The organism is Lyngbya sp. PCC 8106 (assembly GCF_000169095.1).
Lineage (GTDB): Bacteria > Cyanobacteriota > Cyanobacteriia > Cyanobacteriales > Microcoleaceae > Capilliphycus.
In genome coordinates, this window is record NZ_AAVU01000018.1 from 1 (window position 1) to 13030 (window position 13030).

Below are 13030 nucleotides of genomic sequence, written 5' to 3' on the forward strand. Positions count from 1 at the left end.
TGTTTGCGGTAAACCTAAAGCTTGTTGAAGAAAAGTAATCGAGTTTTGAATGCCAAAATTCACCGCAGTATCAAACATCACAATCGCCAAAGCCGGGTGCATTTTACCAGATTGAGAAGCATCCCAATATCCCTGATAAATTTCTAACAGTTCAACTTCCGACATTTGTGCAACATCAAGCGGTGGTAAACCCCGTCTAGACCGATAAGCATTATATTCAGTTTGGATAATTCCTCGATAGGTTCGACCCCCCAAATCAGCGGGATGATCACTAAACCCACCTTCAAAATACAGCGTAAACCCTAAAGCTGCATCAAATAAGCGTTTTTCGTAGTTATTTTGAGCTTGTGCTACACCCAAGCGACCTAAAGGCACAGCTAAGGTTAAGCTTAACAACACGATAGCGCGAATTAGTTTCGATTTAAGCGGTTTTCGGCCGTTGGTTTTGATCCAGTTCATAGCAACTCTTTGGGCTTCAATGGGTAAAGTGTTGGGTGTTCAGTTCATCCAACCGGATAATTGGCTGGTACAGGCTAAAAAACCTGTGAAACTCTCGCCTAACATAACAGAAGACGAGACATTTGACCATATATAGCACTACGCGCTAGGGAACAGGGAACGCCGGATCAGGGAACAGTATACTAGGTCGGGGTTTTAGGATTTAGAAATGTCCTAATATATTCGTGTAGTGCTATATTTGGCGGTTCTACGGGGAAAATATAGGAAACCGGAACAATGATTTTCAACTCAGATCTGGTCAGGTGAACCCAATTCCAGTTAAACTTCTTTTTGACCCCTGATCCAGACTGTATTGATGTCTCCTGATTTCAGTTCCTCCTCGGCTGACCCTCATTCTAATACCCCTGAAGCCTTGACTCTACAGGCTGAAATTAGTTATGCTCAGGGACAGTTTGCGCTGGCGATCGCCAATTGTGAGCAAGCGATTTTGTTACAACCCACTTGGGCGCCGGCTTATGTGACGTTAGGAAATGTCCGACAAGCTCAAGGTTTGCTCGATGCGGCGATTCGTTCCTACACCCAGGCTTTAGAACTCGATCCCAATTTACCACAAGCTCATACCAATTTAGGTAGTATGTTTTACAAGCAAGGGTTGCTCGATCAGGCGATGACTTGTTATCGTCAAGCCCTCTCTCTGAAGCCCGATTTTGCTGAGGTGTATTGGAATTTAGCCCAAGCGTTACGAAAGCAGGGAAACGAAGCAGAAGCCCAAATTTGTGAACAAAAAGCGGTTGAATACCAGCCTCAACTCGCCACCGCCAATTTTTTGTTTAATCAAGGCAATAAGTTTGCTTATAACGGAAAATTAGATCAGGCGATGAAATCGTGGCAAAATGCGATCGCCATTGATCCTAATCTCGCTGAAGCTTACTGTCAGATTGGGATGATTTTACGCTATCGAGGTGAACCGAAGCAAGCCCTTTCCTACTTTGAGAAGGCTTTGGAACTCCAACCGAATTTAGTTCCGGCTCATCAGCATTTGTGTGGGATTTTTCGGGATTCTTCAAATTTAGCAGCAGCTCGTCAGGCTGTCAATCACTATTGCCAAATGTGTAGTGAGACTGATCCGATTATGACAGCGATTTATTCGATCAGTACCCATCAAGTCTCGGGTTTAAATCAAATCGCTAAAGATCAATTTTTGCAGTTAGAATCTCAACTCGATCAGTCTTTCAACCGCACCACAGAAATCGAAATTCGTTCACTGTATTCTAATCTATTATTTAGTTTACCCTATTTGCGCGATAATATCACCCAAAATTCTCGTTTAACTCAAAAAATCACTCAACGCTATATCGAACAAATTCTCCAAGCCAACCGCAGCCTTTACTTTCTTGAATATTCTCAGCCTTCCCCAGAAAATAAATTAAAAATTGGGATTATTTCCAGTCATTTTAATCGTCATGCCGTGGGTTGGTGTAGTTTGGATATTATTCGGGCATTATCTGAGATTACACCGGAGATTTATCTCTATTTTACAGATCGACCCAAAGTTGATGATCGCACGGCTCTATTTCAACAGATTGCTCGCAAACTCTACGAACCCAAACGCTATCCAAACGGCTTACCCGATGCTAGCGAAATTACCCAAGAAATTCGACAGGATGAGATTGATATATTACTCGATTTAGATGCGATTAGTATGCCGATTCATACCGAAATATTGTATACTCAACCCGCCCCCGTGTGTTTGTCTTGGCTAGGATTTGATGCGCCTTATCTTTCCGAAAAAAATTACTTTTTGTGTGACTGGCACACTCACTCCGAAGGATACGAACAGTATTATACTGAACAGTTAGTTAGAATGCCTGATAGTTTTGTAGCCGTTTCTGGATTTGAGAGAATGGCGGTAAATCGTGAACAGTTTCGCAAAGCTTATCGGATTGGTTTAGATCAAGTTATTTATCTGAGTGTCGCACCTGGGCGCAAATTTAACCGAGAATTAGTAGAGGCGCAAGTTGCCATTCTTAAACAAGTTCCTAATAGTATTTTAATTCATAAAGCCGCCGGAGATGTCGCTGTTTTTCAAGGTGCTTATGAACAAGCTTGTCAAGCCGTTGGAGTCAGTCTACATCGGGTGAAGTTTATTCCTCGATTTCCCACCGAAGAAGAACATCGTCAGGTGTATGCTTTAGCGGATGTATTGTTAGATTCCTATCCTTATAATGGGGGAACTCACACTTTAGAAGCCTTGTGGTTTGAAGTTCCGGTTGTGACTCGCAAAGGCGAACAATTTTTATCCCGAATGGGTTATTCTTTTCTACAAGGAGTCGGTGTAGAAGCCGGAATAGCAGAGTCGTGGGAAGATTATATTAACTGGGGAGTGCGGTTTGGGGAAGATATTGAGTTGAGAAAATCCGTTCAAACTCAGCTTATGCAGGCGAAAGAATCAACCCGTTTAGCGCCGTTATGGAATCCAACTTTATTTGCTGAAAATCTGTATAAAATTTGTGGTAAACTGTTAAGTGATCGCCAATAAGCGATAGCTTGACCAATATTAAAGGGAATAAGAAGTTATTAATAGTTTTAGAGATTTAATCATCCTAAAATTTCTCGCCTTGCCTTTTAGGCTTTTAGGAGAGATGCTAGGGGAGATGAGTTTAACAGGTTATCCGATTGAGGTTAATTCTTCAAATAAACTAAATCAGATCAATTACAAGGGTTAGAAGTTTGCTCTTTTATGAATTAAACTTCTCTACAAAGTTTGCAATAACTCGCGCGATTCTTGCTTCACTAAACCATCAATGGCTGCATTTTGAAGTTGAATAAAAGCTTCAAAGTCCTCTCGACCATATTTAGTCGTTTGTAAAAGCTTTTTTAACTGTTTTTCAGTCTCTAAAGTTAGATATCCTGTATCGAGCGTTTTTTCGACAAGCTCATGTATAACACCCATTTTGTATCCGATCTCCTGTATGAAAAAGCCTATACCTTGATTAAGTGTACTTATTATTATAACTGAGTTATAACAAAGCTTTATCACAAACCATATAACTATTGTTTAGAATATTGGCGACAATACACAAACTTTACAATATAAATTTAATGTATTGAGAATAAAATTTGTTTTGACAGCAAGATCAAAAATAAATTAAGGCTTTTTCCAGATTTTCACCTGACCATCCCAACCCCCACTAACAATTGTTTGTTCATCGGGGCTGATATCAACAGTATTCACATAGCTAGAATGACCTGTTAAATTACCCTTTAATTCACCTGTTTGTAGATCCCAAAGTTTAACCGTTCTATCCCAACTTCCACTCACTAAAGTTCGATTATCCGCACTAATTACCACTGACCAAACGCCATCAGTATGACCACTCATTCGACGAATAGGTTGAGCAGTTTGCAATTCCCAAAGAGCAATTGTACTATCTGCACTTCCACTGGCTAATATTTTACCATCAGGACTAATTGCTAAAGATAAAATGGGGAGAGCATGACCTGTTAATGTGTGAATCAATTCTCCTGTTTCTAGATTCCAAATTTTAATCGTATTATCTTTACTTCCACTAGCTAATATTTTACCATCAGGACTAATCGCAATCGCACTAACCATTTGAGAATGTCCGATCAGAGTATTTAATAATTCTCCGGTTTGGGTATCCCAAATCATAATCAGATTATCCCAACTTCCACTGGCAAGTTTGCGACCATCGGGACTAAATTCTACGGATAAAACAGCATTTGAATGTTCTTTTAAAGTGTATAATAAGGGCAGGGTATCGGTATTAATCGCTGTCATTAAATCCCAGAGTTTAATACTACCATCATCACTCGCTGTTGCTAAAATCTGACCATTTGGACTAACAGCAATCTCATTAATAGAACTATTATGACCTTTCCAGGTTTTTCGGAGTCCACCTGTCGCTAAATTCCAAACAGAAATACTCCCATTACTATTACCACTAATCGCATAAGGAGGTACAATTTCTACAGATAAAATCTCTCCAGAACTTTCCTCTAAACTGGTTGCTAAAGCATAAGTTTGATCGCCAGTTGCAATGCTGCGATTGGCTGGAGTAGCTGGAGGTAAATTGGGTGTTATTTGGGGTGGAGAAGAAGACGATTTCGCTTCTAAACGTTCAGGAACAATAGGTAAACTTGTGGCTTGTCTCCAGGCTAAAAACTGATTAATTTCGATTCCGGCGGAAACAATTTGATCGGGATTAACGCCGAGTTGAACAATACCATTAATTCCAATAACATCTCCTACTTCATTTAAGACAGGGCCGCCACTCATTCCACTTCTGACTAAATTGTTGTAAACTAAAGTGTATCCTTGGCGGGGTTTTTGCCGATATTCTACTGTTCCTTTTGTACTCAAAAATAATCGATGTCCCAAGGTGCTAGCTGAACGAGGCCATCCGGCAACATAGACCACACTTCCTTCATCAACACTGTCTGAATTTGTTAATTTGGCGAGGGGATAACCTTGGGAAGTTTGAAACGGAACAACGGCGAGATCCAGTCCGGGAATTTGACGAATTAAGCTATAATAAACTGAATGACGTTGACCATCAGGTGTGATGATTTCATAATCCCCCGCTTGACTAACTACGTGCCAATTGGTGAGGATATAGTAGGTATTTTCTTGCTTTTCAATAATCACTCCTGATCCGCCTTTTGGCCCTTCAATTCGCACAGTAATATCACTGGCAATTTTGTTAATATCTGTGGGGGTTAATGCAAGCTGTTGGGGAAGATGGGGAAGTTCAGAAAATCGATGATCAGCTTCTTGACTCCAGACGGGAAGACTGAGAACAAAGGTAAAAGTGAGTCCCGTCAAACTCAGGCTTTTAAAGAGGATTTTAAACAGGTTTGGGCTTCTCATTTTGAAATCCAATTTTGCAATTCAAAGGTTCAAAAAAATTGCTGTTTTCGGGGATACGATATCCGGAAATCGATTGACCATTTGACCGAGCCGTTTTATACTATAAATCTACTGACACGACAAATTTACATGGATTTCTAATCACGGATGAACGTTTCCCGTTGGCATAATCGCTCCCTGAAGTTCTGTTGTACTCAAGTCTACAGAGTTGAGATTTGCACCTTCTAAGTTCGCATTTTGTAGATTCGCTCCTCTTAGGTTAGCATAACTCAAGTCTACTTTTTCTAAGTTGGCTTGTCTCAAGTTCGCACCTCGAAAATTTGCCCCTCTAGCATCGGCTTGATAAAGATTGGCTTTACTGAGGTTACTAAATCGAAAATCTGCCCGCATTAAATTGGCTTCGATCAGATGAGCATGAAATAGATAAGCCCCGTTTAAATGAGCATCCATCAAATTTGTTTTGTACAAGTTAGCTCGATAAAGGTAAGCGGCAATTAACTCGGCTTGATGGAGGTTTGCATGATTCAAATTAGCATGACAAACGGTGGCTTGATATAAACAGGCTTGTCTTAAGTTAGCTCGTCTCAATTGAGCGTTACTCAAATCGACTTGTTTGAGGTTAGTATGGCTGAGATTGGTACTAATTAGATTCCCTTGACTCAAATCTGCTTGTTGTAAATTACTATAACTTAAGTTTGAACTCATTAAGTTTGCTTCACTGAGATTAACACCAATTAAATTGGCATAGCTGAGGTTAGTTTCGGTAAGATTTGCATGGTGAAGATTTGCATTTTGAAGTTGGGCTTGATATAAGTTAGCATGGCTGAGATTGGCTTGAGATAAACAAGCATCGATCAGTTGAATTTGAGAAAGATTAGCACCTTTGAGATGAGCTAATTTAAAGTCAATTCCTTTAAGATTAACGCCTCTGAGGTTGGCTTCGTCTAACTCCGGTTCGATTTCGGGGTGAGTGGTTCTCCAAGCTGTCCAAATATTTTCACCTCGTTTTAATAGGGCAAGATGTTCGATATTAACCATACAGAGCTATTAAAATTGACAATCAAAACAGGGGAATTGTTTCTCAGAGTTGAGAATATTTATTCATTTTTGTTAACGTTATCGCGAGAACGACCAGAAACATTTTCTAAGGCGGTTAAAGCGGCTTGAGAACCTGCAAAAATATCTTGTTCTTCCCCTCCGAGATAAAGCCGTCCAAAACTCCCAACGGCTTGAACTTGAAGGATATTAATTAAAGCTGCTTTTTCGGCTTCATTGGCGGCTAAAGCGGCATAGGCTGCGGGTTCAACTTCGAGAACATACAGGGTTTGACTCGAAAGCAAAAGTTGTCCACGACGATTTCGGTTAATTAGTTGGGCTTGATGGGGATCAATATTACGAATAATTTGACTGGATATAACTCGGGGTTTGAGACGATCCCGTTCTTCAACTCCTAAAGCGTCTAAAATTGCTCGTCCGGCGGTGACAGTATCGCCTTGACGACTAGAGTGAATTTCTAATAGTCCATAGAGACGTTCAACAAATAGAACACCTGGACGAACGGAGGTTGATTTGAGTGCAACATCGGTAATGCGATTAATTTCAATTCCCGGTGAAATTTCAATCCATAAAGAAGCATCCCCAGGTAGGGGCAAAAATCCAAGCGCCACTGTTCCGATATAGGCGGCGTGTTGAGATTGTAAATTGTCTAGATAGACATAACTGCGTAATTCTACACCCAAGACTGAACTCTCCGTTTAGGGGGCTGTTAATGATCAAATCACTATAAATTCATTATGCCAGACTAGAAAACGATAATCTACACTCTCAAGAATAAATTGGTTTTTTGCTTTCTGTCTGGCCTGTATTGGGAGATTTATTTCCCCTAAAGATCGAAAAACATATCACAGATTGACACAATTTTTCAGCGTTATAGATGTGGGGTTTAAACTGTTTCTGCTAAAGAAAGTTCAGCATCTGTTTTTTCCTCTATGTGGGGATCAAGTTTGGCATTTATGAGGGCGATATATTCGGCGAGTTGGGCTTCTATTTGTTCCCGAACAGCTTGACGATATTCTAGGAAATGTTCGTTATGGGCGCAAATAGTCAGATAATGTTCCCAGACACCCGGATTGTGTTTGAGAATGCCGAATAAATGATGCCAAAATTTCCATCGGGTCTGACGTTTAAAGCCCTGGCGCCAAAAAACAATCGCGATCGCTTTTAAATCCGATAACTCTGGAGTTTTAAAAGGGGCTTTACAAGGAGAGGGAGCCAGTTTCAAGAAACAGCGATAAACGCGATCTAAGTAACGTTCAGGTTCGTAGAGTGTCCAAAAAGTGGTGATAAATTCTTGAGCAATTTCTTCAATGGGACGAGTTGGAATAAAGTTGATTAATGTCGTTTGATTAATATCTTGTTTGGAGTCAATCAGTAAACGATTTTCGATTTCTAAACGATTCCATAATGCGGTATTGGGTAACGCTTGTAGCATCCCAAACATAGCAGTGGGAATTGCAGCTTGTTCGACAAACTCAATTACACGCTCACCTGCTCCTTGTTTCTCGCCATCAAACCCAATAATAAATCCAGCCATGGGTCGCAATCCTACCTGCATGACTTTATCGATAGAATCGCTGAGAGAACTGCGAGTATTTTGAAACTTTTTCGTTAGTTTTAAGCTATCTTCGTCGGGCGTTTCAATTCCCAAAAATACAGCATCAAAGTTACATTGAAGCATCAAATCCATTAATTCTTCATCGGCGGCTAAATCAATAGATGCTTCGGTATTAAATCGGAATGGATATTTATGCTCTGCTTGCCAAACTTTGAGTTCTTTTAAAAGCAATTTAACATTGCGTTTATTACCAATAAAATTATCATCAACCATAAAGATTCCTCGACGCCAACCGAGTTCGTAGAGACAATCTAATTCTTTTAAAAGTTGACTGGGTAATTTAGTTCGGGGTTTACGACCATAGAGAGTAATAATATCACAAAACTCACATTGAAAAGGACATCCTCGCGAAAATTGTACGGACATCGAATCATAAGCACTAAGGTCTAATAAGTCATAACGAGGAATGGGGGTTAAGGTAATATTGGGCTTTTCTTCGGATCGAAAGACTCCCGAAGTTTCGCCTCGTTGTAAAGCGTCTAAAAATAAAGGAAGTGTCATTTCTCCCTCATCTAAAATGAGAAAATCAGCCCCAGCGTCTAAAGCGTCTTTGGGTACAGAGGTGGGATAAGGGCCGCCAACAGCAACTAATTTACCCCGTTGTTTTGCCGCTTTGACTTGATAGATTAAATCACTTTTCTGAACGATCATTGCAGAGATAATGACCAGATCTGCGCTTTCCCATTCAGCCTCAGTAACAGAGCGAACATTGCGATCAACTAACGTAAAATCCCAATCTTGAGGTAAGATAGCCGCGACTGTAATCAGTCCCAGGGGAGGCAATAAAACCTTACGGTTCACTAGCTCCAGAATTTTGTCATAAGACCAAAATGTTTTTGGAAATACGGGATAAATTAGTAAAACTTTCATTGTTCTTAAAGCCTCCCACAATCCACGCTAATATGGAATGATAATCTTAACGTTTGATCAGCCAAAAGTATTGGGGTCAAACCAGAAATCGAAGTCAATCTAACAAAAACAGGACAGAATATATTCCCTGTCCTGAAATTTAATCAATTAAGGAATTGGGTGAAAATTGAGATTTTAAAGCTCAATAATCATTGGAGTAGCGGCCCCGTTGACGATTTCCTCCACCAAAAGAACCCTTATTTTCTCGCGGCTTGGCTTTATTTACCTTCAGGTCGCGGCCCATCCATTCAGCCCCATCTAAGGCTTCGATCGCAGCATCTTCTTCGGACTCTGCTCCCATTTCTACGAATGCAAAACCCCGAGGGCGACCTGTTTCCCGGTCAGTAGGGATACTCACGCGCTGTACAGCACCATATTCGGCAAATACTGATTTCAAGTCTTCCTCTGTAACCTCATAAGCGAGATTACCAACGTAAATAGACATACATGAGCTCCAAGTCATACTGAAAATGTAGAGAGATTTCGGATGTCAAGCTCTGTTTAATCAAACAGAACAATGAATTTGCACTGAAAGCAGAAGCGAGAACCTATGCCTAATCTCGAAAGCTATTGTAACACGGGCAGTTCAGCGATGGGATAATGGACAATTTTGGACGGGATCAGTTTTGACCCTCAAAATTCGGGATGAAACGGATAAAAGAAAGATTAAGATATCACTTCAGTACCCCTATCATTGTGCAGATCTATGAATTCAACTCAAAAACTACCTCGCTGGTTTTACCTCGCCTTAGCTTTTCCGTTGTTATTTCTTAATGCTTGGTTTCTTTTGCTGTTGTTTAAGTATCTACAGCCTGTTCCTGGTATTGTATTAACCGCGAGTCTGATTGCTTTTTTACTCGAATATCCAATCGTTTTTTTAGAACAACGAGGTGTACCCCGAGGGTTTGCAATTACAGGAGTGATTCTGCTGGCTCTTGTGTTCTTGGGATTTTTGATCTTTGTTTTAAGTCCTTTGGTGTTTCAACAATTGATTGAATTTGTGAATCGTTTACCCGCTTGGATAGAAGAAGGACGAAAACAGTTGGATACTCTCGATGAACAGACGATACTCCAATATTTACCGATGGATATAAGTGATTTGACTGCTCAGATTAGTGGTCAACTTTCTCGAACTTTAAAATCTCTGACGGCTGAAATTATTGACTTGACATTAAACACGATTAATAGTGCTTTAAATTTGATTGTTACGGTTGTACTTACCATTCTTTTAGTTCTCAATGGGGAGAAACTCTGGGACGGATTAATAAGCTGGCTACCGGGAGAATGGAGTGAGCAAATACAGCTCACAATTCAACAAAGTTTTCGCGGCTATTACTCTGGGCAAGCGATTTTAGCGTTAATTCTCAGCATTGCTTTATCTTTCGCTTTTTTGATTTTTCAAATTCCTTTTTGGTTGCTGTTTGGATTTGGAATTGGTTCATTAAGTTTGATTCCTTTTGGGGGAACTTTTGCTGTTTTAGTCATTAGTACCTTATTGGCATTGCATAATGTTTTCTTGGGGCTAAAGGTCTTAGCTATTGCTTTGATTATCGGTCAAATTAATGAGAATGTGATCGCCCCTCGGTTGATTGGCGGAATTACGGGACTCAATCCAGCTTTAGTGATTGTTTCTCTATTAGCAGGTGTCAAAATTGCCGGAGTTTTGGGTTTGCTATTAGCGGTTCCTACTGCAAGTTTAGTCAAGAAAATTGCAGATAATATTCGGGGTTTAGAAGAAATTGAACAGTCAAGTTCGCTAGAAAAGATTGAATCATTTTAGTTGATTTTTTTTGAAGTCAAGCATAACTTCCCCTTCTTCTTCTCGGAGAGGGGATGAGGAGGAAAAGTTAAACCGAGTTTTTGGGTAACAACAATAAAACAATCTTAGACAGTCACAAGAATGGATTAAATGCTTGTGCTAAATTTTAGTGATCATCAATTTTTGGAGAATTTAATGTCTCTAAAGTGTAGAAATTAAGTTCACTTCAAATGCGGTTTTATTGCATGATAACGACTCAAATCGTTGAAATTATCACTGGCAAAATTGGGCAGAAATCGAGGGTCATAGAAATTGTCAGGTTTAATTTGAATGGGATCTTGAAGATCACTGGGGTCTGGGATGATTTTTCCCTCAATTTTCTGGGGTGACTCAACAGGTGAACTCGTGGGTGAGTGGGTTGTCAAAACCTTCTCGGCAGGTTGAAAATACCAATTCAAAAAAGAGAGAATTGACGGTAGGATGTTCATAATATCTCAATCTCCTGGTGATCAGATCGCTCTGATGCACTGAGTTGTCGCAGAAAGTTGAATTTTTCTACCGTCTGCTAGATAGAGGTTGAGATCATGGGTTAATGCAGTGATGAATTTCCGAAAAGGGCTGATCGGTTGATCACTCACCGGATGACTCAGATCCGTATAGCTCAGAAGTTTTTCCAAACTGCATCAGCTTAAAAGGCTGACATCTAGAGATCAAATATAGTCTAGAAACCTAAAGGAGATTAGTAAAGCCCAAAAATTGAACTTACTTTGTACTCCTTTTGTTGCAGGAAACCTCAAGTTATGCCTGATTTTAAAGGTCGGGGTGTTATAGCATCTTATTCACACCAGAACCGCCAAACATCTACCTCAATGAGTTTAAATAGAAATGCTGTGTTTATGGGTGTTTTGTCGAGATATTGCAAAATATTCCGAATTCATCCAGCTAGTGAAAAGGTTGGATATCAAACTGATGGGATTACATTAGCACAAGAATTTTTAGAACAACAACTGCTCAAATCAGAACATTCACCTTCGTCTAAGGAGTCTTTTGAAACCCTACTTTTGAGTTATTTTAAAGCTCAAAATATAGAAATAGACTTACAAACTCGTGCTTTAGCTGGACTTTGCTTACGTTGTGCAGTTTCTGAACCGATTTTGAGAGCTTGTCAAAGAATTGAGCGTTTATTTGGAGGAGGACACAGTTTTAAATACCGAGATTTATTACCGTTTGTTCTCAACGATGATGGTCAGCATTTTATTGTGCTAGATCAAGACCAAAAAACTCAATTGATTTTGCAAAAAAATGGGAGTCTTAAGCTTAATAGTTTTCCATTTTTTTCGGTGGAAATCTTACAAAGTTTCCAGGCTGATCATCCTACAAACATGAGTTTGAAAAATTGGGTTTATTTTAAAACGAAACAACATCCAGACATTAAGAATTTTTTATCTGATTATGGATTTCAAAAAATTAGTGATTGGGCGTTGTTAAATCGAACTCGTTCTACACAACTTGAACTTCTTTCAACTCGTGATCGCCTGTTAGTAGAAGCTTTTCATCAGGTTTATCGTCGCGATCGCCGTCAACAATCAAAAGGAGCTAGAAAATGTCCTGATCCATCTCCTGAGCAACTGCAAGAAATGTTAAGTAAACTTCAAGAACATCAGGTAATTATTAGCAGTGAAGCTCTTGTTTTTAAAGATCTCAAGCAAGTTGCAAAACAACTCAGACAATATGAAGTTTGGAGTAACCGAGAATGTCTAGAGGTCTATAATCAAGATAAGAATCAGTATGAAATCCGCCCTGATATTCAACAAGAGTATGAACCTCAAATCGAAATTGAACAACAGGAAATCGTTGATTTTTTACATCAAAAACTGAGTAAAATTTTAAGCCAAGCCATTCAAAAAGAAGTTCAGCACAAGATTCACAAACTCAAAAAAAGTCGAAAATATGCGGAGAAAGCTTCTCAATTTATTCCGGGTTTACAACTTTATTATAATCAAGGAATGTCCCTTAAAGAAATTGCTCCTGTATTGGGAATGACAAGTTGGGATCAAACCAGAAGAATTTTAAATCCGGGTGAACTTTTAAATAAAATTCGCACGATGACAGTTCAAAATCTTCTGGAAGAAGTCTTAAAAAAAGCTCAAAAAATGGGTTTGACTTCAATTCCGCCAAAACCGGATTATTTAAACACAATCATACAAGCGGTTGAAGCTTTCGCAGATCAGGAAGTTTTTCAGAATGCGACTGAAGAAATGAGAACTGGAAAAAACCGTTCTTTCAAAAGTATTTACGCTGAATATTTACGTGCTTATCTTAGTCAACTTATCTAGCT

General features: G+C 39.5%; 12 protein-coding genes. 3 read left to right on the plus strand and 9 right to left on the minus strand.

Annotated features, from left to right (window positions below):
- A partial coding sequence (locus tag L8106_RS13575; RefSeq protein WP_009784893.1) for a glycoside hydrolase family 108 protein occupies positions 1–459 on the minus strand: 459 nt, incomplete at its 3' end.
- 355 nt (positions 460–814) lie between these two features.
- Here L8106_RS13575 and L8106_RS13580 point away from each other — a divergent pair.
- Positions 815–2998, plus strand: a complete 2184-nt coding sequence (locus tag L8106_RS13580; protein ID WP_009784894.1) for a tetratricopeptide repeat protein — start codon at positions 815–817, stop codon at positions 2996–2998.
- Positions 2999–3214: 216 nt separating this feature from the next.
- Here L8106_RS13580 and L8106_RS13585 read toward each other — a convergent pair whose 3' ends face one another.
- From L8106_RS13585 to L8106_RS13610, 6 genes are all read right to left on the minus strand, one after another.
- Positions 3215–3412, minus strand: a complete 198-nt coding sequence (locus tag L8106_RS13585; RefSeq protein WP_009784895.1) for a hypothetical protein — start codon at positions 3410–3412, stop codon at positions 3215–3217.
- Positions 3413–3607: 195 nt separating this feature from the next.
- Positions 3608–5350: a trypsin-like peptidase domain-containing protein gene (locus L8106_RS13590; protein WP_009784896.1), complete on the minus strand. Its 1743-nt coding sequence runs from the start codon at positions 5348–5350 to the stop codon at positions 3608–3610.
- 141 nt (positions 5351–5491) lie between these two features.
- Positions 5492–6388 (minus strand): pentapeptide repeat-containing protein, encoded by an 897-nt coding sequence (locus L8106_RS13595; RefSeq protein WP_009784897.1) that lies wholly within the window; start codon positions 6386–6388, stop codon positions 5492–5494.
- A 59-nt stretch (positions 6389–6447) separates the two neighbouring features.
- Positions 6448–7089, minus strand: a complete 642-nt coding sequence (locus tag L8106_RS13600) for a hypothetical protein (protein ID WP_009784898.1) — start codon at positions 7087–7089, stop codon at positions 6448–6450.
- Between the two features lie 203 nt (positions 7090–7292).
- Positions 7293–8894 carry a B12-binding domain-containing radical SAM protein gene (locus tag L8106_RS13605; RefSeq protein ID WP_009784899.1) on the minus strand — a complete coding sequence of 534 codons (1602 nt, stop codon included), beginning with the start codon at positions 8892–8894 and terminating at the stop codon, positions 7293–7295.
- 181 nt (positions 8895–9075) lie between these two features.
- Positions 9076–9378 (minus strand): RNA-binding protein, encoded by a 303-nt coding sequence (locus L8106_RS13610; protein WP_009784900.1) that lies wholly within the window; start codon positions 9376–9378, stop codon positions 9076–9078.
- Between the two features lie 261 nt (positions 9379–9639).
- Here L8106_RS13610 and L8106_RS13615 point away from each other — a divergent pair, with 261 nt between their 5' ends.
- On the plus strand, positions 9640–10713 hold the full coding sequence (locus L8106_RS13615) for an AI-2E family transporter (protein ID WP_009784901.1): 1074 nt from the start codon (positions 9640–9642) through the stop codon (positions 10711–10713).
- A gap of 200 nt (positions 10714–10913) precedes the next feature.
- On the opposite strand, the gene L8106_RS13620 is transcribed toward L8106_RS13615, so the two are convergent.
- Both L8106_RS13620 and L8106_RS32170 read right to left on the minus strand, forming a co-directional pair.
- On the minus strand, positions 10914–11180 hold the full coding sequence (locus L8106_RS13620) for a hypothetical protein (RefSeq protein WP_009784902.1): 267 nt from the start codon (positions 11178–11180) through the stop codon (positions 10914–10916).
- Between the two features lie 21 nt (positions 11181–11201).
- Entirely contained in the window at positions 11202–11369 is a 168-nt protein-coding gene (locus tag L8106_RS32170; protein ID WP_156803672.1) for a hypothetical protein, read from the minus strand.
- 123 nt (positions 11370–11492) lie between these two features.
- On the opposite strand from L8106_RS32170, the gene L8106_RS13625 reads away from it, so the two are divergent.
- Positions 11493–13028: a hypothetical protein gene (locus tag L8106_RS13625; protein ID WP_009784903.1), complete on the plus strand. Its 1536-nt coding sequence runs from the start codon at positions 11493–11495 to the stop codon at positions 13026–13028.
- The last annotated feature ends 2 nt before the right edge of the window (positions 13029–13030 follow it).

What these genes read in the sequence shown, in the direction of transcription:
- L8106_RS13580 (WP_009784894.1), top strand. Translation starts at nt 815, where the DNA reads ATGTCTCCTGATTTCAGTTCCTCCTCGGCTGACCCTCATTCTAATACC.
- L8106_RS13585 (WP_009784895.1), bottom strand. Translation starts at nt 3,412, where the DNA reads ATGGGTGTTATACATGAGCTTGTCGAAAAAACGCTCGATACAGGATAT.
- L8106_RS13590 (WP_009784896.1), bottom strand. Translation starts at nt 5,350, where the DNA reads ATGAGAAGCCCAAACCTGTTTAAAATCCTCTTTAAAAGCCTGAGTTTG.
- L8106_RS13595 (WP_009784897.1), bottom strand. Translation starts at nt 6,388, where the DNA reads ATGGTTAATATCGAACATCTTGCCCTATTAAAACGAGGTGAAAATATT.
- L8106_RS13605 (WP_009784899.1), bottom strand. Translation starts at nt 8,894, where the DNA reads ATGAAAGTTTTACTAATTTATCCCGTATTTCCAAAAACATTTTGGTCT.
- L8106_RS13610 (WP_009784900.1), bottom strand. Translation starts at nt 9,378, where the DNA reads ATGTCTATTTACGTTGGTAATCTCGCTTATGAGGTTACAGAGGAAGAC.
- L8106_RS13615 (WP_009784901.1), top strand. Translation starts at nt 9,640, where the DNA reads ATGAATTCAACTCAAAAACTACCTCGCTGGTTTTACCTCGCCTTAGCT.
- L8106_RS13620 (WP_009784902.1), bottom strand. Translation starts at nt 11,180, where the DNA reads ATGAACATCCTACCGTCAATTCTCTCTTTTTTGAATTGGTATTTTCAA.
- L8106_RS13625 (WP_009784903.1), top strand. Translation starts at nt 11,493, where the DNA reads ATGCCTGATTTTAAAGGTCGGGGTGTTATAGCATCTTATTCACACCAG.